This window comes from Novosphingobium huizhouense (genome assembly GCF_020179475.1).
GTDB classification, from domain to species: Bacteria; Pseudomonadota; Alphaproteobacteria; order Sphingomonadales; family Sphingomonadaceae; genus Novosphingobium; species Novosphingobium huizhouense.
Window position 1 is genome coordinate 645,771 of the sequence record NZ_JAILXZ010000003.1, and the last position, 25,582, is coordinate 671,352.

Genomic DNA, 25,582 nt, shown 5'->3' on the forward strand with positions numbered 1-25,582 from the left:
AGGTTTTCCATCATGACACGCACGTTCGTCCGTCTCGGCCTGTTCGCCGCACTCCTCGCGGCCACCCCGCTCCACGCGCAGTTCCGCCCCGGCCCGGTCCGCATGCCCGGCGACGACTGCCCCAACACCCCCTACCCTGCCGACCCTGCGGTGGTGCTCTCGCCCGAGCAGGAGACGGCGGTGCGCTGCTGGTTCGAGGCGGGAAGCAACGATGCCGGCCTGCGCCTGGTGCAAAGCCACATGGCGAACAGGCCGGTCGACTTCGCCAAGGTGCTCGGCGTGTTGGCGGTGATGGTCGGCGATCCGATCAAGACGTCGAGCTCGCTCGGCGGGCGCACGATGATGACCCAGGCGGTGCGCAGCTCGCGGATCGGGTTCGGCGACACCGTCACCCCCACCGGCGAGCGCCAGCGCAGCCCGATCGCCATGCGCATCCTCGCCCAGCTCTACATGGCGGGCCGCGGCGTCGACAAGGACCCCGAGGCCGCGCTCAAGTGGATCAAGCGCGCCGAGACCGGCGGCGACCAGGTCGCCACGGACCTCCACGCAGCCTGGCTCGCCAAGGGCCTGGTCGCCGACTGAGCGCCATCGGCAGGCAGGAGCCGGGGCCGCGCCGCTTGCGTTGCGCAGCCCCTTTCCTCGCTTACTTCGGCGGCATGCGGATCGCGCCGTCGAGGCGCAGGTTCTGCCCGTTGAAGTAGCCGTTGCGCACGAGTTCGAGCACAAGGCTGCCGAACTCGGGCGGGCGGCCGAGCCGCTTGGGGAACGGCACCGAACGTTCCAGTCCTTCGAAGATCGCCGGTGCGCGGTCCTTCACCGCCAGCATCGGCGGCGTGGCGAAGATGCCCGGCATGATCGAATTGACGCGGATGCCGATGTCCATCAGGTCACGCGCCATCGGCAGGACGAGGCCATTCACGCCCGCCTTCAGCGAGCCATAGGCGATCTGCCCGATCTGCGCGTCCTGCGCCGCGACCGAGGCGGTCAGCGTGATCACTCCCCGCTCGCCGTCCTCGAGCGGCTCGAGGCTCGCCATGCCCAACGCCGACAGCGAAGCGAGGCGATAGCTCGCGATCAGCACGCCGTGCGCGGAATAGGTGTAGTCCTCGGTCGAAAAGCGCTTGTAGGCGCCCTTCTCGCGATCCCAGGCAAGCGTCTTGCCGCCCTTCATCGTCGCCGCGCAGTGCACCAGCACGCGCTCCTGCCCGTTAGCCGCGCGCGCGGCTTCGAAGCCTGCGATCACCGACTCCTCGCTGGTGATGTCCACCTTGACGAACGTCGCGCCGATCTCGGCGGCGACCTTCTGGCCCCAGTCCTCGTTGATATCGAAGATGGCGACCTTGGCGCCTGCCCCGGCAAGCGCTTCGGCGCTGGCGCGGCCAAGGCCCGACGAACCCCCGGTGACGACCGCGGAAACCGAACTGTCGATCTTCATTGTGCTTCCTCTCCTGCAATGGAACCGTTTTGCCGCCTCACCCGCCATCGCGGGCTGGCCAAATCCTCGGCGTGTTATACGTTGCAACCTGCAACGCGCCCGCGCGGCGCGAAACGGGAGAACGAGCATGTCGACTGCTGCCTGGGGCGCGACCGCGCCGGATTCGGGAATGGCCCCGCTGACGATCGAACGCCGCGCGCTGCGCGACGAGGACGTGGCGATCCGCATCACCCATTGCGGCGTGTGCCATTCCGATCTGCACACCGCGCGCAACGACTGGGGTCGCACGGTCTACCCCGCCGTCCCGGGCCATGAAATCGTCGGCATCGTCAGCGCGGTCGGCGCAGGCGTCACCAGGTTCGCTCCGGGCGACCGGGTGGCGGTGGGCACCGTGGTCGATTCCTGCCGCACTTGCGATGCCTGCACGCGCGGCGACGAGCAGTATTGCGAAAAGGGCAACACCGGCACCTACAACGGCAAGGACCGCCACGACGGCAGCCCGACCTACGGCGGCTATTCGGCCGACATCGTCGTTGCCGAACCCTACGTGCTGCGCGTGCCCGACAATCTCGACATGGCCGCCGCCGCCCCGCTGCTCTGCGCCGGCGCCACCACCTGGTCGCCCTTGCGCCACTGGAAGGTCGGTCCGGGCACGCGCGTCGCGGTAATCGGTCTCGGCGGCCTGGGCCACCTCGGCGTCAAGTTTGCGAAAGCGCTGGGCGCCCACGTCACGATGATCACCGGCTCGCCCTCGAAGGTCGCCGATGCGCAGCTGCTTGGCGCCGACGAGGTCCTGCTGTCGAGCGACAAGGACGCGATGCGCGCCGCCACGCGCCGGTTCGATTTCGTGCTCGACACCGTGCCCGTCCGCCACGACGTGACCAAGTACCTGTTCCTGCTCGATCGCAACGGCACGCTTTGCATCGTCGGCATGATCGACATGATGCCCGAACTGCATACCGGGTTGCTGCTCGGCGGCCGCCGCGCCGTTTCCGGCTCGGGCGTGGCGGGCATTCCCGAAACGCAGGAGATGCTCGATTTCTGCGCCGAACATCAGGTCCTGCCCGAAATCGAGATGATCCGCATGGACGAGATCAACCACGCTTTCGAGCGGATGGAGCGCGCCGACGTGAAGTACCGCTTCGTCATCGACATGGCCACGCTCGCCCCCGCCTGAAGGTTCAGCCCCAGCCGGCCTCGACGGCGGCAAGGCGCTTGCGCCAGCCGTCGCCGGGGATGCGCGCGGCGAATTCTGCGGCCAGCCGCGCGACAAGCCCGGCCACCGGCTCGACCCCGTCGATCAGCCCCACGCTCTGCCCGGCGCTGAACGTATCGCGCCAGCCCACCAGCCCTTCGGGCAAGTCGACCTTGCCGGGCGAGCGGATCGTCATCTCGTCGAGCCCGGCTTCGGCCAGCGAATCCCGGATCCAGTTGGCGGGCACGCCATTGATCGCCGCCGAAACGACGATCCCGTCCACCCCGGCGCGTTCGATGTGGCGGCGGTGCCCTTCGACCACGCCGCTCTCGGGCGTCGCGATGAAGCGCGTGCCCATGCAGGCGATATCGCCGCCCAGCGCCAGCGCGCCGGCCATGCCTGCGGCGTCGGCGATCCCGCCGGCCACGATCAGCAGCCCGTCCCAGATCCGCCGCACCGCCGGCACGAAAGCCAGCGGAGTGAGGAACCCGGTGTGTCCGCCCGCGCCCGAGCAGGTAACCATAAGTCCGTCGACACCGACCGCGATCGCCTTTTCGGCATGGCGCATGGTCGTCACGTCCTGGATTACCCGGCCACCCCAGCCATGCACCCGCTCGACCACCGCCGAGGGATCGCCGAGGCTGGTCAGCACCAGCGGCACGCGGTGCTGCTCGAGCAGGTCGAGCTTGGCCGGCCCGGTCGGTTCGGTGGCGATCCGCGCGGGCAGGTTGACGATGGCGGGACCCGGCCCGGGCTGCGCCGCAAGCGCCGAAAGATAGCGCTCGAACTCGTCCATCTGCGTGTAGGTGCCGCCCTGCCAGCCGGCGATCACGCCGGCCCGGGCGCAGGCGGTGGCAAGCTCGACCGAGGAGGCGATGCTCATCGGCGCGCACATCAGCGGGGCGGAAAGGTGCTCGAACATGCGCCTGTCCTGCCCTTAATCAACCGCCCAATCAATTCTCGTTTAGAGACATTTCAGCAAACGAAAGTTATTGCTCCATCCGGGGGGACCTGAAAGAACGACATCGGTCGCGCAAAAAACAGGGTTACCGCGTGTCCCCGCAATCATCCGCAGGGATGCCTTCACCCGGATCGCAGGAGGCCGGCACCAGATTGCCGGCAGCCCGTTGCAGCCCCGGCAGCTTCTTGCCGCCCGATGTCGAAAGGTCCGTTCCGCGCCATGTCCCCGCGCCGATCCCGCCGCCTTGCCGCCGCGGCCTCGCTGCTGGTGTCGCTCACCGGGGGCGCCCTGCTGCTCTGGCCGGCGCTGGTGCGGGCGGATTCGCGCTTCGAGACCGGCACGGCGAGCCCGACCAAGGCGAGCGCGCACCTCGATTTCACCATCATCGTGCCCAATGTCGCGTTCCTGCGGCTCGGCACCGGCGGCGCGCTCCCCGGCTCGAGCCCGACGCTGTCGGTCACCACGATCGATGCCACCGGCGCGACCGGGACCCGCACCGCGCCGGCGGGGTCGCTGATCTCGGCGCGCGTGGTGGGCAACGCGGGCAGCCTGTCGCTGAGCGCGGCGGCGTTCGGGCGCGGCTGGTCGCGCTTCGTCGTCGCGGCCGATCACGGTGCGGCGGTGCACATGCTCGAGCATCCCTCGCTGGTCGACGACGCCAGCAGCGCGCGGGTGCTGCCGGTCACGCGCGGCCGGATCACCGAACTCGATGCGAACTGGACCTATTCGCTCGCGCCGACGGCGCCGCGCAAGACCGGAGGCCTTCGCCCCCTGCCTGCCGACGAACCAGGCCCAACCCGCCTGATCTATTCGCTTTCGATGCCCTGAGCCCCCTCCCGAGCGTTCGGAACGCGACCGCACCGAACGTTAAATAGCTCTAAATCCGGACACACCGTTTACCATCGGATCGCGCTGTCCGGCGCAGATGCCTTGCGCCTGCTGCGCGCTTCTGCAAGAATTTCGGTGCACGCGAACGGACCTGCTTCGGCTTTGCCGGGGTGGAGCCGCCGCCTGCCAAGGCGACAATGCACGGTAACCGGATTGGCGATGACGGGTTGGCGCCGCGGGATCGGCGCAGCACGGGGTCGGGACAGGGATTGACGATGATCAGGGTTGCGCACAGTCACGGGGGGTGGCGGCGCGGGAACGATGCTCGCCGGGGTGCAGGCGCTGCGGCCGCGGCGGCGGTAACGATCGCGCTGGCGCTTCTCCCAGACGTCGCGCAGGCCTACGTCATCACCATCGCATCGGGTTCGCGCGCGATCTTCCTCCAGATCGGCGCGGGCGGCTACAACGCCCCGTCGAACCAGGGCGGCACGCCGGCCAACAATACCACGATCAACACCGTTTCGGTGACCATCGCCGCCGCCGACGTCGGCTCGGGCACCAGCCGCGAAATGACCTCGAACAGCACCGTCGCGCAAAGCCCGATCGACGGCTTTGCCTACTGCAACCCGCCGGCGCAGGTCTACATCGGCGCATGGTCGCGCACCAATGGCAACAACAACGCGACGCTGACCGTCACCACGCCCGCATCGCTGACCAGCGGCACCAGCACGATCCCGTTCAGCCAGATCCGCTGGACGATGTCGGGCAATGGCGACACGGTGTTCCAGTTCCCCGACGGCACCTTCAACGGCGGCACCCAGTCGCTCGGCACGATCTCTCCCAACACCTGGGAGGAGCAGTGCATGACCTTCACCTATTTCAACAGCACGATCCCGGCGGCGGGCACCTACACCGGCCGCGCGGTCTACACGCTCTCGCTGCCGTGATCCGCGCCGCCCTGCCCCTTGCCGGCGCGCTCGTGCTCGCGCCGCTCGTCGCCGCACCGGCGCGCGCGCAAACGAGTGCCGCCCCCGCCTCCGCCACCGCCACCGCCAGCGCGCCGATGCGCGTCGACGATACCGGCACGTTCGTGCTCAACCCCTATCTCGAGATGAAGTGGCTGCCCAAGCCCGGCAACTCGGGATCCCGCATCGTCGAGGCCGGGACCAAGGTCAGCGTCCAGCTCAACCTTGCGCCCTACATCGGCCGCACGGGCCGGATCTACATGGTCCTGCCGCGCGGCACCGGCACCAGCGTGCGCGCGATCTGGACCAGCGGCGGCAAGCTGCTGCCCGGGCAACTGCTCTCGGGCGAGCGCGCGCTGGTCTACAACGGCGCGGTGCGGGGCCCGCTGCTCACCGACCTGCTCGACCTGCGGCTGCAGGTCGACAGCACCCGTCTGGTCCAGCCGCAGGCGCTCGCCTTCGGCTTCGAAATCGAGGTCGATCCATGATGTCTGCCACCCGCAAGCCGGTGCGCGCGCTTGCGCTCGCGTCCGCCCTGTCGGTCCTCCCCCATGCCGCCCGCGCCGAGGAGTTCGCGCTCTCGGTCTCGCCGCCGCGCTTCGAGCTCTCTGCCGAGGCGGGGCAGACGGTGCGCGGCGTGGTCGAGCTGTCGAACGCCTCGGCGCTCGCCACCGACTTGCGGTTCTCGACCGCCGAGTGGGAGCTCAATCCCGATGGCGGGGTCCGCACGATCGACGCGCTCAAGCCCGATTCCTGCCGCCCCTGGGTGGCGATCGAGCGCCGCGACGCGACTCTCCAGGCCAAATCGCAGCTGCGCTACCGCTTCGAGGTCACGCCGCCGCCGGGCACTGCGCCGGTCGAATGCCGCTTCGCCATCGTCGTCGGCGGGCGCGACGAGAAGATCAAGTCGGGCGGGATCGAGTTTCCCGTCTCGGCGCAGATCGCGGTGCTGGTCTATGTCTCGGTCGGCGGGGTCAAGCCCAAGCTCGAAATCGTCAAGGCCGACGTCGCCACGATCAACGGGGTGCAGACCCCGGTGCTCTCGGTGCGCAACACCGGGTCGGCGCACGGCCGGCTCTCGGCCTTCCTCAAGAGCATCGACGCCAAGGGCGTGCGCCGCGAGCTCGCGCCTTCGACCCTGCCGATCCTGCCGGGCGAGACGCGGACCATCGCGCTCAACGTCGACAACGGCAACGATGCGGTCGAAGCCGACAAGGCCGCCCCGCCGGTCAAGCCCGATCCGATCGCCTTCCCGCTGCGCGTCAGCGGCACGATGAACGATTCGGTCACCGCCTTCTCGTTCCAGGCCACGTTCGAACCCTGATGGCGCCTGCCGCCCGGTCCCGTGATCTTGCGATCGTCTGCGCCGTCGTGCGGCCGTTCCGGCGCGATGCCGGTTCGCTGCTGGCGGTCGCGAGCGCGTTGCTGGTCCCGCAGCTGCCCGCGGCGGGGCAGACGACCGTGCGGCTCTCCTCGGCGGGCAACGCCGACGAAAACGCCAGCGCCGGCGCCAACACCAGCGTCGAATTCGGCAACTTCGACGACATCTGGGCCGACGACGACGCCAAGGGCAAGGACAAGAGCGAGCCCGCCTATGCCGACAAGCTGATCGCCGGCGGCTCGCTCGCGCCCGATACCGAACGCGTCGACGAGCCCGAACGCAAGCTCGGCGGCCGCATTCGCTCGCTCGTCGCCGAACTCGGCGGCACGCTGATCTCGCCGCGCACGCGCATCGAAGGGCTCGACACCAACGGCGCCGATCGCGTCCAGCGCGAGGTCGGGCTGTCGCTGTCGGGGCGCACCCAGACCGACAACTGGGGCACGCTGGGGATCGACGGCGAACTGTGGTGGGGCAGCACCGCGCGCAGCCTCCCGGGCAGCCCCAACAAGATCCAGGGCACGCTCGCGCTCAGCGACCGCCGCTTCTCGCTCGGCAAGGGCTGGCTGGCCGACGCCACCGTCGGCACGCTCTCGGCGCCGGTGCTGGGGCTGATGAACCTGCAGCCGCGCTTCTACATGCCGGCGACCCCGCTGCTGGGGGCGAACCTGGTGGTCAACCGCTACCGCCCGATCGACCTTGCCAAGGTCGACGAGAACCCGCAGCCGACCACCACCGTCAATTTCGCAATGGGCGAGCCGGGCCTGTTCGGGGGACTGCGGCTGGGCAACTTCACCGGCCTTTCGGGCATCGCCGCGACCGGCGGCGCGCAGACCGAGCTGACGCCCACGCTGACCGGCGCGTTCCAGGCCATCGCGCTCGAGAACTCGCGCGATCCCTATGGCGTGATCTTCGGCGGTGCGGGCGGCGCGGCGCCGACGCTCTCCTCGCGCGCGGGCCTCGCCAGCATCGCCTGGCGTGCGCCGGGATGGCGCCTTCAGGCCAACGCCATCGTCTCCGACATCGAGGCGCGCAGCAGCAGCGCCTCGTTCCTCGGCAGCAACGGGATCGCGGCGGGCGCATGGATCGACGGCAGCCGCCGGTCGGGCCGCACCACCCAGACCGGCGGACTCTACTATTTCGCCCCCAACCTCGCCTGGGGCAGCGCGGCGGTGATCAGCAACGCCTGGGGCGGCTATTACCGCTACAGCACCGCCTCGCAGCGCTGGCGCTGGACCGGCAGCGTCGATGCGGTCCGCTCGGTCGACGGCAAGGGCACCGACGGCCTGCTGCTGACCGCCGACGCGCGCCGCCAGCTGACCTTCACCACCGACGTCGGGATCAACTCGGCAGTGCGCGCGTCGCAGGGCGAAGTCTCGGCGCAAGTGCTCGGCTACGTCGACTTCACCAACCGCTTCGGCGCCACCCGCGCCGAGGTGGGCTGGAGCCGCGTGCCGACCTACGACCTCTATCGCCTCAGCTGGAACCAGAACTGGAAGCTGCCGCCCTCGCTGCCGGCGGGCGCGCGGCTCACCACCCAGATCGCCTTCGACCACCGGCGCGAAACGCAGATGATCGACAGCACGCAGGTCTCGCCTGCCCGTGGCAGCACCAACAGCGTCTCGATCGGGCTCAATGCCGGGGCCAACCCGTTCAGCGGCGTCGGTTTCGATGCGAGCGTGGTCTATTCGAACAGCGCCAGCTCGCTCGCCTCGAGCATCTACGGGCCGGTCGATGCCGGCGGCGGCGTCCTCAGCATGCTCTCGACCCAGTCGGGGCGCACGCTGACCGCGAACATCACCGCGTCGGCGCGGCTGTCCTCGAAGTGGTCGCTGATCGCCTCGTTCATCAACACCCGCTCGAACACGCTCAGCCGCTATGGCCTCAGCGATCCCTCGCAGTCGCCGATCGGGACGCTGCCCGACGATCTGAACAGCCGCCAGAAAAGCACCTTCCGGCTGGTCGCGGGCTACCTCACCTTGCGCTACTCGATGTCGGCGGGCAGCGCGATTCCCTCGAACGGGCTGACCCGCTACCCTTATGCCGGCACGGGCGAACTGGTCGGGCGGGTCTATCTCGACGCCAACGGCAACCGCCGCCGCGACCCGGACGAAAAGGGCGCGCCCGGCGTGCTGGTGTTCATCGACGGCATCCAGGGCGTGCGCACCGACGAGAACGGCTACTACCGCTTCGACCACGTCGCCGAGGGCGCGCACCGCATCACGCTCAACGCCGATGCGCTGCCGCTGCCCTGGACGATCGTGCTGCCCGACGCGCCGGGCGGGCGCAGCTACTACCTCCAGACCGTCGACGTGGGCGTCCGCAGGGTCACCGAGCTCGACATCGCTGCCGCGCGGGAATGATCGGGGACGGTTAACTCCCGTCCGCTCCGCAATGGATTGCCACGATCAACGTTAACTATTTTCGCCGCGCTCGCGACTTCGGCGGCGAGCGCGCCTGTCGCGCAGCAAAATCGCCGCGGACGGCGTCCGAGATGGAATCACAATGGACGGATCTCGACTTTGATCATTTCGTCAAATGTGGGACCTTTACAGCGAACACCCTTTCACAATATTTGGCATAATTTGTTGATCGATCCTCGCTTGTCATGAAGACGGGAAGTCAATGTTGATAAATTATACCGAAGATATTTTCGGACTAACTAGAGTTATAATTCGGCTCGGCATTGGTGTATTTACGAATTTCATTCTCGTCCAAAATTTACCATTAATGACTTTTAAACCATTTTGGGGCAGTTTCCTCAGTGAGGCCACCGATGAGGGGGGGCCGGTTGCAAGAGTGTGGAGCTAGTTTGATGACCAAGAAGATCCTTAGCGCGTCGCTTTTCGCGCTGGCCGCATCGGTGGCGATGGCCCCGGCCGCGCACGCGGAATCGAAGTTCGTGACCGGCACGGGTTCGCCGCTAACCGCGTCGGCCAGCCTCGACTTCACGATCACCATTCCCAAGTTCGTCTACATCCGCGTGGGCACCGGCACCAACGTTGCCAACAACACCAACATCGACAACCTGGTCTTCGCCGTGCCCGCCGCCAACGTCGGTGATGGCACCTCGGTCGCCGGCACCGGCGGTGACCTGACCGGCGGCGTTGTCACCGCCCGCGTCACCGGCAACAACGGCACCATCGCCTTCTCTTCGACCACCACCGGTCCGCTGAGCAACGGCAACGGCGACAGCATCTCGTGGGCGCAGATGAACGTCGGCGTGGCGACCAACACCAGCACGACCGCGCTGGCCCACCCGGCGCTGGCCGACAACGCGACGACCAGCATCAACCTGACGCCGACCAGCGGCACCAAGGTCACCAACCTCGATGCCAAGTGGACCTTCAGCTACAAGAACACCAACATCGTCGCAGCCGGCACCTACGGCGGCGTGAACCTCAACGCCGGCCGCGTGACCTACGCGGTGTCGATGCCCTGATCCTCCGCCGGCGGGCTCACCCCCGCCGGACCATCCACGGACGAAAGGCCGTCGCGAACATCGGTTCGCGGCGGCCTTTTCGCTTCGCCTGCCGCGTCACTCCACGGTGACGCGCGCTTTTGCCGGTCGCGTCACTCCACCGTGACGCTTTTGGCAAGGTTGCGCGGCTGGTCGACGTCGGTGCCTTTGGCGACCGCGACGTGGTAGGCGAGCAGCTGCACCGGCACGGCATAGACGAGCGGCGCGATCAGCGGATGTACCTTGGGCATCTCGATCGTGGCGAGGCAGCCCTCGCCCGCCTCGGCAATGCCCTCGGCGTCCGAGATCAGCACCACCTTGCCGCCGCGCGCGCGCACCTCCTGCATGTTGCTGACGGTCTTTTCGAACAGCGGCCCCGAGGGCGCCAGCACGATCACCGGCACCGCTTCGTCGATCAGCGCGATGGGGCCGTGCTTCATCTCGCCGCTGGCATAGCCCTCGGCGTGGATATAGCTGATTTCCTTGAGCTTGAGCGCGCCTTCGAGCGCCAGCGGATAGTCCGGCCCGCGGCCCAGGTACAGCACGTCGCGCGCCGGCGCGATCAGGTGCGCCATTGCTGCGATCTCGCCGTCGTGGGCAAGCGCTGCGTTGAGCGCGGCGGGCGTCTCGACCAGCTGGTCGACGAGGTCGGCCTCTTCCGCACGCGACAGCCGCCCGCGCCTGACCGCAAGGTGCGCGGCGAGCGCCGCCAGCACCGCCAGCTGGCAGGTGAACGCCTTGGTCGAGGCAACGCCGATCTCCGGCCCGGCGTGCGTCGGCAGCAGCAGGTCGGCCTCGCGCGCCATCGAACTGGTCGGCACGTTGACGACGACGGCGATCGTCTGCCCGGCCGCCTTGCAGTGGCGCAGCGCCGCCAGCGTATCGGCGGTCTCGCCGCTCTGCGAAATGAACAGGGCAAGGCCGCCCGGCTCGAGCACCGGGTCGCGATAACGGAACTCGCTCGCCACGTCGATGTCGACCGGCAGGCGCGCGAACTGCTCGAACCAGTATTTCGCCACCATCCCCGCGTAGAAGCTCGTGCCGCAGGCGACGATGGTCACGCGGTTGATCGTCGACAGGTCGAAGTCGATCTGCGGCAGCGCCACGGTCTGGTCGATCCGGCGCAGGTAGCTGCGCAGCGTCTGCGCCACCACGGTCGGCTGCTCGAAGATTTCCTTCTGCATGAAGTGGCGGAACTCGCCCTTCTCGATCGCCGCCGCGGTCGCGCCCGAGGCGACCACCGCGCGCGTCACCGGGTTGTTCTGCGCATCGAAGATCTGCGCCCCTTCGCGGGTGATCACCACCCAGTCGCCTTCTTCAAGGTAGCTGATCTTCTGCGTCAGCGGCGCAAGCGCCAGCGCGTCGGAACCGAGGTAGGTTTCCCCCTCGCCATAGCCCACCACCAGCGGCGAACCCAGCCGCGCGCCGATCAGCATGTCGTCGTGGGCACGGAACGCGATGGCGAGCGCGAAGGCGCCGCGCAATTGCGGCAGCACCGCCTTGACCGCCTCCTGCGGGGAAAGCCCCGCCTCGACCTGCTCGGACACCAGGTGCGCGACCACTTCGGTGTCGGTCTCGCTCTCGAACTTGCGCCCGCGCGCGGTCAACGCCTCGCGCAACGTGCGGAAGTTCTCGATGATGCCGTTGTGGACCAGCGCCACTTCGCCGGTCGCGTGCGGGTGGGCGTTGCTCGTCGTCGGCGCGCCGTGGGTCGCCCAGCGCGTATGGGCGATGCCGATCGTGCCCGAGGCCGGGTTGCGTGCAAGTTCGAGCACCAGGTTGGCGAGCTTGCCCTCGGCGCGGCGCCGCACCAGCGCGCCGTTCTCGACCGTGCAGATCCCCGCACTGTCGTAGCCGCGGTACTCCATCCGCTTGAGCCCATCGACCAGGCGGTCGGCCACCTGTTCCTTGCCGACGATACCGATGATTCCGCACATGGGAGCAACTGCCTTCGCTTAGAGGGTATAGGGTACGCGGATGCCCGGCATCTCGGCCGGGAAGTCCTTAATATTGCGGGTGACCAGGATCGCGCCGTTCACCTGCGCGGTGGCGAGGATCAGCGCATCGAGCAGTTTCATTCGGGTGCGATGGCGAATGTCCGACGCCGTCAGCGCTATACGTCCGTCCACCTCTACGATTTCGAACGGCGCGATTAACTCGCGGACATGATCGCGCGTCTCGAGCGGCTCGCCGGCGAGAACTTCGGCCCAGGCGATGCGGCTGATCCGGGGACGGGCATAGCGCGAGAGCTCCGCCAGCGCTTGCGGGCGATCCAGCAGCCAGTCGATCAGGATGTTGGTGTCGAAAAACGGGTCGGACACGGATCAGAGGTCGTCGTAGGAGCGACGATCCTCGCGAATGGCGCGCTGGTACTCGACGCCGTCCCGAATATCCGTGCGATTCTTCCAGTACCCGGCGCCGCGCTGGATCCACTCCTTGCTGCCCGAAGCCGGGCTCTGCGCCTTGTAGGTCGCCACCGCCTCGCGCACCAGCGCAGCGCGGGACTTGCCCTGCTCGGCAGCGCGCGCATCGAGCCAGCGGATATCTTCGTCGGGCAGATCGGCGAGAATGCGGGTCATAGCGATATCATGATATCATATCATGATATCGTCAAGCCTTGGCGGGCCGGTTTTCGCGCCACCAGCGGAAGGTGAACACCGCATCGCTTGACCCTTCCGTGCCCAGCTTCGCCAGCATCGCCAGCCCCTCGGCCACGCTCGGCTCGTGGCCTTCCGCCACCGGCCACAGCGCCATCGACGGCTCGATCGGGTCGAACCAGTCCTTGCGCCGCGCCAGCACCGCGCGATGGTCCGCCTGGCGATAGGCGAAGGCTTCGAGCGAAGGCACGTCGCGCCACACCGACATGTTGACGATGAAGTCGGGATCGCCCGCCACCGCCTCGATCGCCGTCGCGTCGTTGGCCTCGCCCTCGCCGATCAGCCGCCAGACGAACCCGTCCGCAGCCTCGGCCATGGCGTTCACGTGATCGAGCGCGGCCATGAAGTCGGCGTTGGCCGGATCGTCCTTGGCGACGCGGAACCGCGCGACGTTGATCTGGGCGATCGGCATGGTGACCTCACCCCTTCGCCTTGTCCGCCTTCTTCTTCTTCATCGCGTCGTGGAACTGGTCGGCCCAGCCCGGCTTGATCAGCTGTTCGGCGCGCACCAGCCGCAGCTCGCCGTCCGAGACATCGCGGCTGACCGCGCTGCCCGCCGCCACGATCGCGTCGGCGCCGATCTTGACCGGCGCGATCAGCGCCGAGTTAGAGCCGATGAACGCGCGCGGGCCGATCACCGTCTTGTGCTTGAAATAGCCGTCGTAGTTGCAGGTGATCGTGCCCGCCCCGATGTTGGCGCCCTCGCCCACCTCCGCATCGCCGAGGTAGGTCAGGTGGCTGGCCTTGGCCCCCTTGCCCAGCCGCGCCGCCTTCATCTCGACGAAGTTGCCGATCTTGCTGTCCTCTTCCAGCACCGAGCCGGGACGGATCCGCGCGAACGGCCCGATCGATACGCCGCTTGCCAGGCTCGCCCCTTCGACATGGCTGAAGGCGTGGATCACGACATTGTCGGCCACCGTCACGCCCGGGCCGAACACCACGTTCTGCTCGATCGTCACGTCGCGGCCGACCTGCGTGTCCCAGGCGAACCACACCGTTTCGGGCGCGACCAGCGTCGCCCCGTCGGCCATCGCGGCGGCGCGGCGCCTGTCCTGCCAGCGCGCCTCGGCCACCGCCAGCTCGCCGCGGCTGTTGATGCCCATGACCTCGTCGGCATCGTCGGTGACCACCACCGCGCAGACGCGCCCGTCGCCGTTCGCCACGTTGACGATGTCGGTCAAATAGTATTCGCCCTGCGCATTGTCGTTGCCAACGCGCGCCAGCAGGCCGAACAGATCGGCGCCGCGCACCGCCATCAGCCCCGAATTGCACAAGCGACAGGCCCGCTCTTCCTCGGTCGCGTCCTTGTGCTCGACCATCTTGGCCACCACGCCATCGTGCGCGATCACGCGCCCGTACTGCAGCGTGTCGGCCGGCTCGAAGCCCAGCACCACCACCGCCGGATTGTCATCCCCGTGCAGCCGCTCCAGCATCGCGCGCATCGTCCCGGCGCGCACGAACGGCACGTCGCCATAAAGGATCAGCACATCCCCGCCGAAGCCCTGCAGCGCGCCCTCGGCCTGCTGCACCGCGTGCCCCGTGCCGAGCTGCGGGTCCTGCACCGCGATCGTCGCCGCGCCGCCCAATGCCTTTTCGAGCTGCTCGCGGCCGTGGCCTGCCACCACCACCTGCCGCTCGGGCGCGAGCTGCGCCGCGCTTGCCAGCAGGTGCATCAGCATCGGCCGCCCGGCGATCGGATGGAGCACCTTGTGCAGCTCGCTCTTCATGCGGGTGCCCTTGCCCGCAGCGAGCACGACGATTGCGAGAGGGGCCGCGAGGGGGGCGGCGAGAGGAGCGGCGAGAGGAGCGGCGGGCGGGGAGGAAGCCTGGGTCATGGCACGGGCTATTGCCAGCATTTGCTTGCAGTTTCCAGAACGGCCCGGCACGTGCGCGCAACATGACGCATTTCTCATTCGACGTGGTCGGCTTCGATCTCGACGGCACCCTGCTCGATACCGCGCAGGATCTCGGCAACGCGCTCAACCACGCGCTCGCGCTTGCCGGTCGCGCGCCCGTGCCATTGGCGCAAGTGCGCCGCTTCATCGGTGGCGGCGCCACACAGATGCTGCGCAACGCGCTCGTCGCGAGCGGCGGGGTGGACGAGGCCGCCTTCCCCGAACTGCAGGCCGGCCTGCTCGCCTCCTACGCCGCCAACATTGCCGTTCATTCACGCCTGTTCCCCGGCGGCGAGGCGATGCTCGACGCGCTCGCTGCACGCGGGGTGAAGCTCGCCATCGCCACCAACAAGCCCGAGCGCCTCGCCGTGCGCCTGTTCGACGAACTCGGCCTGCTCGATCGCTTCGCCTGCGTGATCGGCGGCGACACACTGGGCCCCGGCCGCGCCAAGCCCGCGCCCGACATGCTGCACGAAATGATGGCGCGCTGCGGCGGCACGCGCGGCGCCTTCGTCGGCGACACCACCTTCGACATCGGCGCCGCCCGCGCCGCCGGCCTCCCCGTCGTCGCCTGCCGCTTCGGCTACTGGGACGTGCCCCCCGACGACCTCGGCGCCGACGCGGCGATCGACCACTTCGACGACCTCATCCCCGCGCTGGAGGCGATCGGGCGGGGGTGAGCGCGGCCCTCCTTCACATTCTCCCTGGCAATGGATAGCGCATCGCCACGTTGCAGCGTTCGTAGCGCGCGCCATAATCGGCCATGATCTGCGCGTCGTGGACGAAGCCCAGCTTCTCGTAAAGATGGACCGCGGCCTCGCAGCGCCGGTTGGTCAGGAGGTACAGCAGCTCGGCGCCCATCGCACGGGCGCGCTCGATCATCGCGGCAAGCAGGAATTCCCCCGCCTTCAACCCCCGCGCGCTTTCGCGCACGCCCATCTTGGTCAGCTCGAACTTGCCCTTGCCGGTCTGCTGCAGCGCGCAGGTGCCGACCACGCCCAAGCCGGGCGCGGCGACGAACAGGATCGTGCCGCCACCATCGATGATCCGCGCGCGCGGGTTTTCCAGCACGTCGCGATCAGTCGGCTCGAGCGCGAACATCGCGGTGATCCACTGCGCGTTGATGTCGTGGAAATCGGCCGCCAGCGTGTCGTCGTATTCCAGCAAGGTCAGGCCCTGCGGCGTCATCCGGCTCGCGCGCTCGGCGATCGAGGCCGCATCGAGCGCGCGCTCGATCGCCGCCAGCTCGGCCATGAACCGCCGCGTGCCCTCGCCCAGGATGTCTTCCACCGCCATGCCGATCCGCGGCCACATGTCGGCAGCGGCGCGCCGTGCTGCCTCGCGCCCGGCCGGCGTCAGCGCCATCCGCCGGGTGCGCTGATCGCCGCCCGGTTCCTCGGCGACGATCCCCTGCTGCTCGAGCTGGCCGATGCTGCGCGTCATGCCCGGCTGGCTGATCCCCGCCGCCTCGGCGAGCTGGCCGACCGTCATCGGCCCGGTCCGCAGCGCCGCGAGCACGACCATGTGCGCCGGCTGCAACGGCAGCCCGGCCTCGTCGATCACCTGGGTCGCGCCGGACTGGAGACGCTCGGCCAGACGGCGCAGGCGACTGCCGAGAAACGAGGGCCCCATGTCCGCGAGAACGTCTGCCATATGCATCTCCATATCGTGTTATATAACGTGATATGGAATTGCCGTGCCGTCAAGCCCGGAATGGTCAGGCGCGTAGCTTGCATATGCAATGATCTAGGGCGCTTTCCTACAGGCCGCCGGGCGCGTAGAACTGCCGCCACCATGCTCTTTCAAACCGTTGATTCCATGCCTTCGGCATCGCGTCCTCGAACGCGGTGCAGGCCCCTGCGAACGCCACCCCTGGACTGTGTCAACCCCGTCAACCTGGCCCCTTGTCGCCCGGCGCGGACCCGCCCGAAAGGAGAGGCGAAAGCTCACCCTTGGACAGTGTCAACTCTGTCAACTTTGCCATTTGCCGCCCGGCGCGGGCCCACCCGAAGAGGGGGGCGAAAATACACCGCTGAACAGTGTCAACTCTGTCAACTTGTGGGCCCTTGCCCTATCCCGCCTTGAGCAGCTCGGCCGCGCGCGGGCCCTCTTCCAGCAGCGCGATCAACCCGCGTTCGGCGCGGCTCAGCCAGCGCGTCGCGCGCGGCAGGCGCAAGGCCTCGCGCCAGGTCTCCTGCGTCTCGACCAGCGCGAGCACGGCGGGGTGGATGTACGACTTGCGCGCGATCGCCGGCGTGTTGCCCAGCCGCTCGGACACCTCGAGCAGCAAGGCCTTGAGCGGCACCTTCTCGCGCGCGCCGGCGAGCAGTTCGAAGCCCAGCGCGCTCGCGTGCCAGGTGCGGAAATGCTTGGCGGTGAAGTCCTCGCCCATCGTCTCGCGCAAGTAGCCGTTGACGTCGGCCGAGCCTACGGGACAAGCCTCGCCATGCTCGTCGAGGTACTGGAACAGGTGCTGGCCCGGCAGGTCCTGCATCTTCTTGACGAAGCGGACGAGGCTGCGATCGGAAATGCGCATTTCGCGCAGCTTGCCCGACTTGGCCTTGAACCGCAGCCGCAGCACCTGCCCCTTCACCGCTGCGTGGTCCATGCGCAGCGTCGTCGCGCCGAAGCTTTCGTTGGCCTTGGCATAAGCCTCGTTGCCGATGCGGATGCCGCCGGTGTCGAGCAGCCGCACGACCGAGGCGATGCACCGCTCGCGCGTCAGCCTGGGCGCGGCGAGGTCGTCCTCGACGCGCTTCCTGACCAGCGGCAGCAGGTGGCCGAAGCGGGCGCAACCGTCGAACTTCTCGCCTTCGCGCGCGGTGCGGAACTCGGGGTGATAACGATACTGCTTGCGCCCCTTGGCATCGATCCCGGTCGCCAGGATATGGCCGTTGGCGGCGGGGCAGAACCAGGTCTCGCCATAGGCGGGCGGCAGGCCGATGGCGTTGAGGCGGTCGATCTCGTCGCGGTCGGTGATGCGCTGGCCCTGCGCGTCCCAGTAGCCCCAGCCCCGCCCGCAGCGGCGGCGGCGGATGCCGGGCAAGGAATCGTCGACGTAGATCAGCCGGGTCTTGCCGAAACGCAGCGCCTGGGGTTTGCTGTCCATCTCCGGCGAACGGGACAGCCCCCTTGCGGTTCCTGCCCCTGCCCCCCAACTTCCCCCCGTCGCGTTGCGTTCACCTGCCAGCAAGGATCGATCCCATGTCGGAAGAATACGTTCCCCCCAAGGTCTGGACCTGGGACCAGCCCAACGGCGGTGTCTTCGCCAATCTCAACCGTCCGGTCGCCGGGCCGCTGCGCGAGGCCGAGCTGCCGGTGGGCGAGCATCCCTTCCAGCTCTATTCGCTCGGCACGCCCAATGGGCAGAAGGTCACCATCCTGCTCGAGGAACTGCTCGAGGCGGGCGTTAGCGAGGCCGAATACGATGCCTGGCTGATCAAGATTTTCGAAGGCGACCAGTTCACCACCGGCTTCGTCGACGTGAACCCCAACTCGAAAATCCCGGCGATGGTCGACCGCAGCGGCCCTGAACCGATCCGCCTGTTCGAATCGGGCGCGATGCTGCTCCACCTCGCTGAAAAGTTTGGGCGTTTCCTGCCGACCGACGCCAAGGGCCGCGCCGAGACGCTGTCGTGGCTGTTCTGGCAGATGGGCTCGGCCCCGTTCATCGGCGGCGGCTTCGGCCACTTCTACGCCTATGCCCCGCAGAAGTTCGAATACCCGATCAACCGCTACGCGATGGAAACCAAGCGCCTGTTCTCGGTCGCCGACCGCCGCCTCGGCGAGACGCGCTTCCTTGCCGGAGACGACTACACCATCGCCGACATCGCGACCTACGCGTGGTTCGGGCTGCTCTACAACGGCCAGGCCTACGGCGATGCGGCGACGTTCCTGTCGATGCACGAATACGAGAACGTCGGGCGCTGGGTGAAGGAGATCGACGCAAGGCCGGGCGCGCAGCGCGGGCGGCTCGTCAACAACATCCAGAAGGGCATCGCCGAGCGTCACTCGGCCGCCGATTTCGACGCGCTCGCAAAGGCTTGAGCCGTACGGGGCAGGCCCTCCCGGCCTGCCCCCAAGGCCACCCCACAAGCCCCCTTTTCACCACGCGAAAGCCAAGTATAAGCGCGCCTCCTGCTGGGGCGTCGCCAAGTGGTAAGGCACCGGTTTTTGGTACCGGCATTCGCAGGTTCGAATCCTGCCGCCCCAGCCAGGTCGTTCCAGCCGTGACATTCCGGCCAGCTCAGCCCGGACGTGTAATCGCCGCCCCCGCCCCCGTCCCCGCAGCACGGTCCGCGACGCCGAGGCCGGCAAGGCCCATTGCGATCATGGCCGTCACGCGGGCTTCGGCGCCCGGCTCGTCGCAGGGCTGTTCGAGCAGGTTGGTCATCAGGACCTGGCACAGGCCGAGCCAGTAGACCACGCCGAGTTCTTCTGCCTCGGCCCGCAACCGTCCCTGGGCGATGGCCGCAGCGAAATCGGCGGAAAGCCCGCGGTTGAGCGGATGCCTGCGGTCGGTCGAACGGCCCGCGCTGCGCAGCAGGACCGTGGCCCGCGTCGGGTGCGCTCGGGCAAAGGCGGCGGCGACGCGCATGCCTCCGGCGATCCGCGCGACCGGGTCGGCAATCTCCGCATTAGCGCGGTCCACTTGTTCTTCGAGCTCGAGCCGCACTTCGGCGGCGATCGCGTCGGCAAACGCGGGCTTGTCCGCAAAGTGATTGAAGAAGCTGCCTTTGGCGACTCCGGCCAGCGCCACGACCTCGTCGATCGGGATCGCATCGATCGGTTTGCGGGCAAGAAGGTCGAAGCCCGCCGCGATCAGCGCGGCGCGCGTGCGCGCAGCGCGGGGCGAAAGATCGGAGCGGCTGGCCATCGCGCTTTCGCTACTTGACCAGACGGTCATTTGCAATCACATTGACCAAATAGTCAGAACAGAGTCGGCGGGACAGGACATGCCAGTGATCAAGGTCGAGGACATCGCCCACGTGCGCTTTGCCGCACCCGACCTTGGCGCAATGCGCACCTTTCTCGAGGATTTCGGGATGACGGTGTTCGACGCGGACGGTCGCCTCTATGGCAAGGGCAGCGATGGCCGCCCCTTCGTCCACGTCACCGAACCCGGCGAGGCGAAGTTTCTCGCCATCGGCTTGCGCGCGGCCTCCATCGAGGATCTCGAGCGCCTCGCACAAAGCGAGGGCGTCGCGGTCGAACGCCTCGCCGAGCCCGGCGGCGGAAGCATCGTCCGCCTTATCGATCCCGACGGCTACGGCGTCGAAGTGGTCGCCGGCCAGCAGGTCGAAGCACCAGCCCCGGCGCCGTTCGCACAAGCCTTCAACACCGCCGCGCTCAAGGTCAGACAGCGCGAGCCCATCCGCCTCACCCCCGCACCGGCGCATGTCCGCCGGATCGGCCACGCCGTGCTCAAGGTCAGCGACTTCCGCCGCTCCGAGGCGTGGTACAAGGAGCGCTTCGGCTTCCTGACCTCGGACGAGGTCGAAGCCGCGAAGAACGTGCCGCTCGGCGCCTTCATGCGCTGCGACCGCGGCGACAAGCTTGCCGATCACCATACCATCTTCCTGGCCCAGTTGCCGGGCAAGCTCGGCCTGCTTCACGCAGCGTTCGAAGTCGCCAATCTCGACGACCTCATGCTCGGTCACGACCATCTCAAGGCGCGCAAGTACCGCGCCGCCTGGGGCGTCGGGCGGCACGTCATGGGCAGCCAGATCTTCGATTACTGGAAGGACCCGTTCGGCAACGAGCTCGAACACTGGACCGACGGCGACCTCTTAACCGCAGCCGATCCGCCGCAGAAGTTGCCGATGAGCGCGCTGCTCGCAGTGCAATGGGGCAGCCCGCACCCGATGTTCGCCGGCGCCGTTGCACCGCCCCCCGCCATTGTTTCCACGATCACCGCGCTGCAGCTGCGCCTCAAGCGCCTGTTCCGCCGCCAGCCGAAAGGTCAGCCCGCATGAAGCTCGCGACTTATACCCACGAAGGACAGACCCGCACCGGCATCGTCGTCGGCGACCGGGTGATCGACACCGGTGTCGAAGGCACGATGATCGACCTCATCCGCGCCTGGGATGCGCTGAAGCCCGATCTGGAGGCGAAGGCGGCAGCCGGCGGCGGCGTGCCGCTCGCCAGCGTACGGCTCGAGGCGCCGGTCCAGCGCCCGGGCAAGATCTTCGCGATCGGGCTGAACTATGCCGATCATATCGCCGAATCGAACATGGCGACGCCCGAGCGGCAGGTCTGGTTCACCAAGGCGCAGACCAGCGTCAACGCGCCCTACGCCGGGATCGAGATTGCGCGCGGCACGATGACCGCCGACTACGAAGTCGAGCTCGTCGCGGTGATCGGTGATGGCGGCAAGCACATCGCAGCCGCCGACGCGCCTGCCGCAGTGTTCGGCTACTGCGTCGGCAACGACGTCACCGAACGCATGTGGCAACATGCCGGACCGCAATGGTCGCTCGGTAAGAGCTTCGACACCCACGCCCCGATGGGTCCGTGGATCGTCACCGCCGACGAGATCGGCGACCCGCACGCGCTCGGCCTGCGCTGCTTCGTCAATGGCGAGAAGCGGCAGGATTCGAACACCCGCCACCTCGTCTTCGACATCTGGCAACAGGTCGAACATCTCTCCGTGGGCATGACGCTGGAGCCGGGCGACTGCCTGTTCACGGGCACGCCGGGAGGGGTCGGCGCAGCGATGGATCCGCGACGCTTCCTGCAGCCGGGCGACGTCGTGCGCTGCGAGGTCGACGGGATCGGCCACATCGAAGGGACGATGGTGGCCGAGGGCTGAACCGTCCCCGACGTCGAAACGATGCGGGCAGCCTTGGGAGGGGTAAGCCGATGGAATTCGACTGCGACGTCCTGATCGCCGGCGGCGGGCCGACCGGCGTCACGCTCGCGATCCTGCTGGCGCGCCGCGGCGTGCGGGTGATCGTGGCCGAGAAGGAAGCCGGCATCTATCCGCTTCCCCGCGCCGCGCACATCGACCACGAAGGCATGCGCATCCTGCAGGAAGCGGGTGCGGCCGATGCGGTATTCGCGACGAGCCGGCGAACACCGCGCTACGACTTTCTCAACGCGCGCGGGCAAGTCCTGCTGCGCTTCGATCGCACTGACCGCATGGCGGCGGGCGGCTGGCCCGGCGCGAACATGATCCACCAGCCCTCGGTCGAGGCGGCCTTGCGAACCTCGCTCGCAAGCTGCGATACCGCCGCGCTTCATCCAAGCTGGACGATCGAGCGGTTCAGCCAGGACACAGCGGGCGTGACCGCACAACTCTCGACGCCCGAAGGCCCGCGCGAGATCCGGGCGCGTTATCTTGTCGGTGCCGACGGCGCGCGCTCGCCCGTGCGCGAAGCCGCCGGGATCGCCTTCGACGACCTCGCTTTCGAGGAACCCTGGCTGGTGGTCGATGTCCTGGTCGACGATGCAAGCCGCTTGCCGTCCGCCAACCTGCAGATCTGCGATCCCGCGCGCCCGACCACCTGCGTGCTGATGGGCGAAGGCCGCCACCGCTGGGAATTCATGATCAAGCCCGGCGAGACGGCCGAGAAGGTCAGCGACGATGCCTTCATCGAAACCCTGCTCGCCCCCTGGGACGTTGCGGACGCAGTGCGGATCGAACGCAAGGCGGTCTATACCTTCCGCGCCCGGATCGCATCGCAATGGCGCAAGGGCCGCGTACTGCTGGCAGGCGACGCGGCGCATCAGACCCCGCCTTTTGCCGGACAAGGCATGTGCTCGGGCCTGCGCGATGCCGCCAATCTTGCCTGGAAACTCGCCTCGGTGATCGGGGGCGATGCCGGGGACGATCTGCTCGACAGCTACCAGCCCGAGCGCGCGCCGAACTTGCGCGCGACGATCGACATGGCGGTGATGATGGGACGGATGGTCTGCACCACCAGTCGCTGGGGCGCCTTCGTGCGCGACACCAAGTTTCGCCTCGCCCGCGCGCTCGGCAAGCTGCCCGACGGACCCGCAGACTATCCCCCGATCTCGACCGGCGCGATTCTCACCGGGAGCCCAGGCGCCGGGAGCTACTTCCCGCAACCGCTTTGTCCGCGGGGCCGCCGGCTCGACGATGCGCTCGGCCTCGGCCACTGGCTGATCGCACGTGAGGACCTCGATACGCCGAGGTTCTCCGCTTTCGCCCCCACCCTTGCTGCCTGGCTCGACCTTCATCAGGCCGAGGCCGTGCTGGTCCGCCCGGATCGCTACGTTTTCGGCACCGGGTCACCCGGCGATCTTGCGGCGCGGTGGGACGCTGCCCTTGTCGGCGGGGAACTGCAACAGGCCTAGGCGCCTGCGGCTCCTCGCTCCCGGGCCCCGGCCCGTCGCCGGCCCGGCGCAACCGGCAGGAACCCGATGACCGCGATCCCGACGCTCGATATCGACATCTATGCGGACGCCGAAACCCTCGCGCCCTATGCAGTATATGCACAGTTGCGAGCGCTCGGCCCGGTGGTCCACATGCCTCGACGATGCTGATCGGTTACCTCGGCCCCAGCCTCGGATCGCCGATCCGCGGCTTTACCCGCCTCACCACCACCGCCTGCGAGGTCGGAGCCACGCAGCTTCCGGCGGGCACGCGGGCCCTGCTGCTCTATGCCTCGGGCAATCGCGACGAGCGCCGCCGGGACGAGCACGAACGGTTCGACATCACGCGATACAAAGTGGTCGCCCGGGGACGACCGGATCGAAGGCGGTGAGCCCGTCTATGCACGCAACAACCTGCTGCGCGGCATAGCCTCGATCCCGCTACGGCTGGTGCCGCGGTGATACGTCAGTCCAGCGCCAGCGAGCGCGCAGCTTCTGCGCTGTCGAAATAGAACGGGCGCAAGGAGCGCACCTTGAGGTCGGGCGTGATTTCGAACGCCTCGGCGATGCTCAGCACATGGCTGCTGCCGTGCTGGGCCGAGACCACCTTCAGCTCGATAAGCCCGATCGCCCGGTTCTCCGAAACCGTAAGGTCGATCACCTGCGAGGCGACGCTCGACCAGCGCCGACCGATCTCGCCCCAGACCGCGCGGTAGCCGGCAAAGCCCCGATACGTGCCGCCGATGGGCAGGTCGTCCGCTTCGGTGAACACGAAGTCGTCGCTCAGCAATGGGCCAATCGCATCGAGATCGCCCGCGCCGGCAAGATCGTAGATCCGCGTGACGAGCGTGCGGACCTGGTCGAGGCGATCGATGTTCATCGGTTCGAGCCGGGCCCCCGCGCCCAAGCCCTGCCGTCCGCCGAAGCGGTCCAGCGGATGGCGTTCTCGATGAGCTGGCGATAGACCGGGTTGGCATAGGTCGCCGCGTCGTCTCCGGGCTGGAGATAGACCAGCGGGCTGTTGCCGGCGCGCTTGGCCCAGCCGATCAGGTTGCTGCCCGGCGCATGGTCCCAGCCCTCGTTGCTGAACATGCGCCCCTCGATCGCCGCCGTGGCCGAATGGAAGTTGTCGCGCACGAAGCCGTAGTTCGAACGCAGCAGCGGCACGACCTCGTCCTCGAACACTTCGGCGAGATAGAGTTCGTCGGTCATGGCAAAACTTGACGGGATGCCGGCCATCACGGGGTGATCGGGCGCGACGACCTCTGCCGTGTACGACACCTGGTGGCGGTAGCCCGAATCGAGCCGCTCCTCCCCACGCAAGCCGGCGGCGCGGTAGAGGAAGCGCCCGCCGAGGATTTCGGCATAGCCGTCCCAGGCCGGCCAGCCGGCAAGGGCATGGTGCGTCGCGACCACGCCGATGCCGCGCTCGAGCAGCGCCGGCAGCCCGGCGCGCAGGGCATCGGGCATCGGCACGGGAGCGCCGGCGACCGGCCCGTGGAAGTCGATCCCCGGCATGTCGTAGAGGAGCACCACGTCGAAGCTGTCGGCAAGCTCTGGCCGCAGCAGCAGCGATGCGGCGGGCTGGTCGACGAAGGTGACGGCGATGCCCGCCATGTCGTCGAACAGCGCGGCATAGGCGTTGCGGTCGAAGGGATGGCCGCGCACGGCGGCAAGGACCCGGAGCGGCGCGTGGTAGTCGATCGTCGGCATGGGGCCTTGCTACCACGCCCGCAAGACCGCGCGATGCCCACTTTGGATAGGCCCGCGCTCCCTCGGCTCACCCGCTCGTCCCGCCGCACGGGGCCCGGCGGTCATCGCCATGCCGCGCCCAATTGACCGCACTGCGATATTTCGGCAAAGGTCAAAATATGGAAAGCAACCTCACCGCCGGCCCCGTCGTCCGCGCGCTCGGCGCGCTCGCGCAGGAGCATCGCCTTGCCGCCTTCCGCCTGCTGGTCCAGGCCGGCGCCGAAGGCCTGCCGGCCGGCGAACTGTCGGCGCGGCTCGGCGTGCCGCCGTCCTCGCTCAGCTTCCACCTCGCGCAGCTGGCCCATGCGGGGCTGGTCAGCCAGCAACGCCGCAGCCGCTCGATCATCTATCGCGCCGAACTGGCCGCGATGAGCGCACTGGTCGGCTATCTCACCGAAAATTGCTGCGGCGGCGCCGACTGCGGGGTGGCCATTCCCGACTGTGGCCTTCCCGATTGCAGCACGCCCGCAGCCAGCGATTGCGACGCGGCATGACCCGCCCGATCCTCGCCGAGGCCGTCGGCAGCTTCCTGCTCTTTGCCACCGTGATCGGCTCGGGCGTGATGGGAGAGAGCCTCGCGCAGGGCAATGTCGCGGTTGCGCTGCTCGGCAACACCATCGCCACCGGCGCCATGCTCTTCGTGCTGATCACGATGCTGGGGCCGATCTCGGGAGCGCACTTCAACCCGGCAGTGACGCTCGTCTTCCGCCTGCTCGGCG

The 25,582-nt window shown here is 68.3% G+C and carries 29 protein-coding genes and 1 tRNA gene; 18 read left to right on the forward strand and 12 right to left on the reverse strand.

The genetic code is table 11. The features are described 5' to 3' along the window. Nucleotides 1-12: 12 nt before the first annotated feature. A complete protein-coding gene (locus K3A85_RS15030; protein ID WP_225207318.1) occupies nucleotides 13-582 on the forward strand; it encodes an SEL1-like repeat protein in 570 nt (189 codons plus the stop codon). Between the two features lie 61 nt (nucleotides 583-643). Here K3A85_RS15030 and K3A85_RS15035 read toward each other — a convergent pair whose 3' ends face one another. Then, the gene (locus K3A85_RS15035) at nucleotides 644-1,435 is read right to left on the reverse strand and encodes an SDR family oxidoreductase (RefSeq protein ID WP_225207319.1); all 792 of its coding nucleotides are present in this window, start codon (nucleotides 1,433-1,435) and stop codon (nucleotides 644-646) included. 127 nt (nucleotides 1,436-1,562) lie between these two features. Between K3A85_RS15035 and K3A85_RS15040 the strand changes: the two genes are divergently transcribed. Beyond that, nucleotides 1,563-2,612, forward strand: coding sequence for an NAD(P)-dependent alcohol dehydrogenase (locus K3A85_RS15040; protein WP_225207320.1), 1,050 nt, complete (start codon nucleotides 1,563-1,565; stop codon nucleotides 2,610-2,612). A gap of 4 nt (nucleotides 2,613-2,616) precedes the next feature. On the opposite strand, the gene K3A85_RS15045 is transcribed toward K3A85_RS15040, so the two are convergent. Next, the gene (locus K3A85_RS15045; RefSeq protein WP_225207321.1) at nucleotides 2,617-3,552 is read right to left on the reverse strand and encodes an NAD(P)H-dependent flavin oxidoreductase; all 936 of its coding nucleotides are present in this window, start codon (nucleotides 3,550-3,552) and stop codon (nucleotides 2,617-2,619) included. Nucleotides 3,553-3,810: 258 nt separating this feature from the next. On the opposite strand from K3A85_RS15045, the gene K3A85_RS15050 reads away from it, so the two are divergent. The 6 genes from K3A85_RS15050 (at nucleotide 3,811) to K3A85_RS15075 (ending at nucleotide 10,204) form a co-directional block, all read left to right on the forward strand. Then, the gene (locus K3A85_RS15050; RefSeq protein ID WP_225207322.1) at nucleotides 3,811-4,419 is read left to right on the forward strand and encodes a hypothetical protein; all 609 of its coding nucleotides are present in this window, start codon (nucleotides 3,811-3,813) and stop codon (nucleotides 4,417-4,419) included. A 275-nt stretch (nucleotides 4,420-4,694) separates the two neighbouring features. Beyond that, nucleotides 4,695-5,366: a hypothetical protein gene (locus K3A85_RS15055; protein WP_225207323.1), complete on the forward strand. Its 672-nt coding sequence runs from the start codon at nucleotides 4,695-4,697 to the stop codon at nucleotides 5,364-5,366. Next, nucleotides 5,363-5,872 carry a hypothetical protein gene (locus tag K3A85_RS15060; RefSeq protein ID WP_225207324.1) on the forward strand — a complete coding sequence of 170 codons (510 nt, stop codon included), beginning with the start codon at nucleotides 5,363-5,365 and terminating at the stop codon, nucleotides 5,870-5,872. Before K3A85_RS15055 ends, K3A85_RS15060 begins: the two co-directional genes overlap by 4 nt. Further along, complete coding sequence (locus tag K3A85_RS15065; RefSeq protein WP_225207325.1) at nucleotides 5,869-6,708, forward strand: COG1470 family protein; 840 nt, start codon at nucleotides 5,869-5,871, stop codon at nucleotides 6,706-6,708. The genes K3A85_RS15060 and K3A85_RS15065 overlap by 4 nt, the downstream gene beginning before the upstream one ends. 47 nt (nucleotides 6,709-6,755) lie before the next feature. Beyond that, nucleotides 6,756-9,125 carry an MSCRAMM family adhesin SdrC gene (locus K3A85_RS15070; protein ID WP_225207326.1) on the forward strand — a complete coding sequence of 790 codons (2,370 nt, stop codon included), beginning with the start codon at nucleotides 6,756-6,758 and terminating at the stop codon, nucleotides 9,123-9,125. A 452-nt stretch (nucleotides 9,126-9,577) separates the two neighbouring features. Next, nucleotides 9,578-10,204: a hypothetical protein gene (locus K3A85_RS15075; protein WP_225207327.1), complete on the forward strand. Its 627-nt coding sequence runs from the start codon at nucleotides 9,578-9,580 to the stop codon at nucleotides 10,202-10,204. A 131-nt stretch (nucleotides 10,205-10,335) separates the two neighbouring features. On the opposite strand, the gene glmS is transcribed toward K3A85_RS15075, so the two are convergent. From glmS to glmU, 5 genes are read right to left on the reverse strand one after another with little or no spacing between them, the layout of a single operon-like run. Next, nucleotides 10,336-12,159, reverse strand: coding sequence for a glutamine--fructose-6-phosphate transaminase (isomerizing) (glmS, locus tag K3A85_RS15080; protein WP_225207328.1), 1,824 nt, complete (start codon nucleotides 12,157-12,159; stop codon nucleotides 10,336-10,338). An 18-nt stretch (nucleotides 12,160-12,177) separates the two neighbouring features. Continuing rightward, nucleotides 12,178-12,543, reverse strand: a complete 366-nt coding sequence (locus K3A85_RS15085) for a type II toxin-antitoxin system VapC family toxin (protein WP_225207329.1) — start codon at nucleotides 12,541-12,543, stop codon at nucleotides 12,178-12,180. A gap of 3 nt (nucleotides 12,544-12,546) precedes the next feature. After that, nucleotides 12,547-12,801: a ribbon-helix-helix domain-containing protein gene (locus tag K3A85_RS15090; protein ID WP_225207330.1), complete on the reverse strand. Its 255-nt coding sequence runs from the start codon at nucleotides 12,799-12,801 to the stop codon at nucleotides 12,547-12,549. A gap of 31 nt (nucleotides 12,802-12,832) precedes the next feature. Next, nucleotides 12,833-13,291: a DUF3291 domain-containing protein gene (locus K3A85_RS15095; RefSeq protein ID WP_225207331.1), complete on the reverse strand. Its 459-nt coding sequence runs from the start codon at nucleotides 13,289-13,291 to the stop codon at nucleotides 12,833-12,835. A 7-nt stretch (nucleotides 13,292-13,298) separates the two neighbouring features. Next, nucleotides 13,299-14,714 carry a bifunctional UDP-N-acetylglucosamine diphosphorylase/glucosamine-1-phosphate N-acetyltransferase GlmU gene (glmU, locus tag K3A85_RS15100; protein WP_225207332.1) on the reverse strand — a complete coding sequence of 472 codons (1,416 nt, stop codon included), beginning with the start codon at nucleotides 14,712-14,714 and terminating at the stop codon, nucleotides 13,299-13,301. 62 nt (nucleotides 14,715-14,776) lie between these two features. On the opposite strand from glmU, the gene K3A85_RS15105 reads away from it, so the two are divergent. Next, nucleotides 14,777-15,454 (forward strand): HAD-IA family hydrolase, encoded by a 678-nt coding sequence (locus tag K3A85_RS15105; protein ID WP_225207333.1) that lies wholly within the window; start codon nucleotides 14,777-14,779, stop codon nucleotides 15,452-15,454. 13 nt (nucleotides 15,455-15,467) lie between these two features. On the opposite strand, the gene K3A85_RS15110 is transcribed toward K3A85_RS15105, so the two are convergent. Then, a complete protein-coding gene (locus K3A85_RS15110) occupies nucleotides 15,468-16,427 on the reverse strand; it encodes a bifunctional helix-turn-helix transcriptional regulator/GNAT family N-acetyltransferase (RefSeq protein WP_225207334.1) in 960 nt (319 codons plus the stop codon). 418 nt (nucleotides 16,428-16,845) lie between these two features. Then, a complete protein-coding gene (locus K3A85_RS15115; protein ID WP_225207335.1) occupies nucleotides 16,846-17,883 on the reverse strand; it encodes a DNA topoisomerase IB in 1,038 nt (345 codons plus the stop codon). A gap of 95 nt (nucleotides 17,884-17,978) precedes the next feature. Between K3A85_RS15115 and yghU the strand changes: the two genes are divergently transcribed. Continuing rightward, complete coding sequence (gene yghU / locus K3A85_RS15120) at nucleotides 17,979-18,821, forward strand: glutathione-dependent disulfide-bond oxidoreductase (RefSeq protein WP_225207336.1); 843 nt, start codon at nucleotides 17,979-17,981, stop codon at nucleotides 18,819-18,821. Between the two features lie 94 nt (nucleotides 18,822-18,915). Then, nucleotides 18,916-18,990, forward strand: a tRNA-Gln gene (locus K3A85_RS15125). A 30-nt stretch (nucleotides 18,991-19,020) separates the two neighbouring features. On the opposite strand, the gene K3A85_RS15130 is transcribed toward K3A85_RS15125, so the two are convergent. Then, nucleotides 19,021-19,650, reverse strand: a complete 630-nt coding sequence (locus K3A85_RS15130; protein ID WP_225207337.1) for a TetR/AcrR family transcriptional regulator — start codon at nucleotides 19,648-19,650, stop codon at nucleotides 19,021-19,023. A 79-nt stretch (nucleotides 19,651-19,729) separates the two neighbouring features. Between K3A85_RS15130 and K3A85_RS15135 the strand changes: the two genes are divergently transcribed. The 5 genes from K3A85_RS15135 (at nucleotide 19,730) to K3A85_RS15150 (ending at nucleotide 23,503) form a co-directional block, all read left to right on the forward strand. Continuing rightward, nucleotides 19,730-20,749 carry a VOC family protein gene (locus tag K3A85_RS15135; RefSeq protein ID WP_225207338.1) on the forward strand — a complete coding sequence of 340 codons (1,020 nt, stop codon included), beginning with the start codon at nucleotides 19,730-19,732 and terminating at the stop codon, nucleotides 20,747-20,749. Then, entirely contained in the window at nucleotides 20,746-21,585 is an 840-nt protein-coding gene (locus K3A85_RS15140) for a fumarylacetoacetate hydrolase family protein (RefSeq protein WP_225207339.1), read from the forward strand. Before K3A85_RS15135 ends, K3A85_RS15140 begins: the two co-directional genes overlap by 4 nt. Before the next feature lie 50 nt (nucleotides 21,586-21,635). After that, nucleotides 21,636-23,093, forward strand: a complete 1,458-nt coding sequence (mhpA, locus tag K3A85_RS15145) for a bifunctional 3-(3-hydroxy-phenyl)propionate/3-hydroxycinnamic acid hydroxylase MhpA (protein WP_225207340.1) — start codon at nucleotides 21,636-21,638, stop codon at nucleotides 23,091-23,093. A gap of 66 nt (nucleotides 23,094-23,159) precedes the next feature. Beyond that, entirely contained in the window at nucleotides 23,160-23,282 is a 123-nt protein-coding gene (locus K3A85_RS18070; protein ID WP_263624860.1) for a hypothetical protein, read from the forward strand. Beyond that, nucleotides 23,276-23,503 (forward strand): hypothetical protein, encoded by a 228-nt coding sequence (locus K3A85_RS15150; protein WP_225207341.1) that lies wholly within the window; start codon nucleotides 23,276-23,278, stop codon nucleotides 23,501-23,503. The genes K3A85_RS18070 and K3A85_RS15150 overlap by 7 nt, the downstream gene beginning before the upstream one ends. 74 nt (nucleotides 23,504-23,577) lie before the next feature. On the opposite strand, the gene K3A85_RS15155 is transcribed toward K3A85_RS15150, so the two are convergent. Both K3A85_RS15155 and K3A85_RS15160 read right to left on the reverse strand, forming a co-directional pair. Beyond that, entirely contained in the window at nucleotides 23,578-23,991 is a 414-nt protein-coding gene (locus K3A85_RS15155; RefSeq protein ID WP_225207342.1) for a nuclear transport factor 2 family protein, read from the reverse strand. Next, complete coding sequence (locus K3A85_RS15160) at nucleotides 23,988-24,824, reverse strand: ThuA domain-containing protein (protein ID WP_225207343.1); 837 nt, start codon at nucleotides 24,822-24,824, stop codon at nucleotides 23,988-23,990. Before K3A85_RS15160 ends, K3A85_RS15155 begins: the two co-directional genes overlap by 4 nt. Before the next feature lie 158 nt (nucleotides 24,825-24,982). Between K3A85_RS15160 and K3A85_RS15165 the strand changes: the two genes are divergently transcribed. Next, nucleotides 24,983-25,357: an ArsR/SmtB family transcription factor gene (locus K3A85_RS15165; RefSeq protein ID WP_225207344.1), complete on the forward strand. Its 375-nt coding sequence runs from the start codon at nucleotides 24,983-24,985 to the stop codon at nucleotides 25,355-25,357. Then, nucleotides 25,354-25,582: aquaporin (locus K3A85_RS15170; RefSeq protein WP_225207345.1), on the forward strand; the 229-nt coding region annotated here is incomplete at its 3' end. The genes K3A85_RS15165 and K3A85_RS15170, both read left to right, overlap by 4 nt.

Bases quoted from the DNA above. Each gene is read 5' to 3' on its own strand.
- K3A85_RS15030 (WP_225207318.1), top strand. From the start codon at position 13: ATGACACGCACGTTCGTCCGTCTCGGCCTGTTCGCCGCACTCCTCGCG.
- K3A85_RS15035 (WP_225207319.1), bottom strand. From the start codon at position 1,435: ATGAAGATCGACAGTTCGGTTTCCGCGGTCGTCACCGGGGGTTCGTCG.
- K3A85_RS15040 (WP_225207320.1), top strand. From the start codon at position 1,563: ATGTCGACTGCTGCCTGGGGCGCGACCGCGCCGGATTCGGGAATGGCC.
- K3A85_RS15045 (WP_225207321.1), bottom strand. From the start codon at position 3,552: ATGTTCGAGCACCTTTCCGCCCCGCTGATGTGCGCGCCGATGAGCATC.
- K3A85_RS15050 (WP_225207322.1), top strand. From the start codon at position 3,811: ATGTCCCCGCGCCGATCCCGCCGCCTTGCCGCCGCGGCCTCGCTGCTG.
- K3A85_RS15055 (WP_225207323.1), top strand. From the start codon at position 4,695: ATGATCAGGGTTGCGCACAGTCACGGGGGGTGGCGGCGCGGGAACGAT.
- K3A85_RS15065 (WP_225207325.1), top strand. From the start codon at position 5,869: ATGATGTCTGCCACCCGCAAGCCGGTGCGCGCGCTTGCGCTCGCGTCC.
- K3A85_RS15075 (WP_225207327.1), top strand. From the start codon at position 9,578: ATGACCAAGAAGATCCTTAGCGCGTCGCTTTTCGCGCTGGCCGCATCG.
- glmS (WP_225207328.1), bottom strand. From the start codon at position 12,159: ATGTGCGGAATCATCGGTATCGTCGGCAAGGAACAGGTGGCCGACCGC.
- K3A85_RS15090 (WP_225207330.1), bottom strand. From the start codon at position 12,801: ATGACCCGCATTCTCGCCGATCTGCCCGACGAAGATATCCGCTGGCTC.
- K3A85_RS15095 (WP_225207331.1), bottom strand. From the start codon at position 13,291: ATGCCGATCGCCCAGATCAACGTCGCGCGGTTCCGCGTCGCCAAGGAC.
- glmU (WP_225207332.1), bottom strand. From the start codon at position 14,714: ATGACCCAGGCTTCCTCCCCGCCCGCCGCTCCTCTCGCCGCTCCTCTC.
- K3A85_RS15105 (WP_225207333.1), top strand. From the start codon at position 14,777: ATGACGCATTTCTCATTCGACGTGGTCGGCTTCGATCTCGACGGCACC.
- K3A85_RS15110 (WP_225207334.1), bottom strand. From the start codon at position 16,427: ATGGCAGACGTTCTCGCGGACATGGGGCCCTCGTTTCTCGGCAGTCGC.
- K3A85_RS15115 (WP_225207335.1), bottom strand. From the start codon at position 17,883: ATGGACAGCAAACCCCAGGCGCTGCGTTTCGGCAAGACCCGGCTGATC.
- yghU (WP_225207336.1), top strand. From the start codon at position 17,979: ATGTCGGAAGAATACGTTCCCCCCAAGGTCTGGACCTGGGACCAGCCC.
- K3A85_RS15130 (WP_225207337.1), bottom strand. From the start codon at position 19,650: ATGGCCAGCCGCTCCGATCTTTCGCCCCGCGCTGCGCGCACGCGCGCC.
- K3A85_RS15135 (WP_225207338.1), top strand. From the start codon at position 19,730: ATGCCAGTGATCAAGGTCGAGGACATCGCCCACGTGCGCTTTGCCGCA.
- K3A85_RS15140 (WP_225207339.1), top strand. From the start codon at position 20,746: ATGAAGCTCGCGACTTATACCCACGAAGGACAGACCCGCACCGGCATC.
- mhpA (WP_225207340.1), top strand. From the start codon at position 21,636: ATGGAATTCGACTGCGACGTCCTGATCGCCGGCGGCGGGCCGACCGGC.
- K3A85_RS18070 (WP_263624860.1), top strand. From the start codon at position 23,160: ATGACCGCGATCCCGACGCTCGATATCGACATCTATGCGGACGCCGAA.
- K3A85_RS15150 (WP_225207341.1), top strand. From the start codon at position 23,276: ATGCTGATCGGTTACCTCGGCCCCAGCCTCGGATCGCCGATCCGCGGC.
- K3A85_RS15155 (WP_225207342.1), bottom strand. From the start codon at position 23,991: ATGAACATCGATCGCCTCGACCAGGTCCGCACGCTCGTCACGCGGATC.
- K3A85_RS15160 (WP_225207343.1), bottom strand. From the start codon at position 24,824: ATGCCGACGATCGACTACCACGCGCCGCTCCGGGTCCTTGCCGCCGTG.
- K3A85_RS15165 (WP_225207344.1), top strand. From the start codon at position 24,983: ATGGAAAGCAACCTCACCGCCGGCCCCGTCGTCCGCGCGCTCGGCGCG.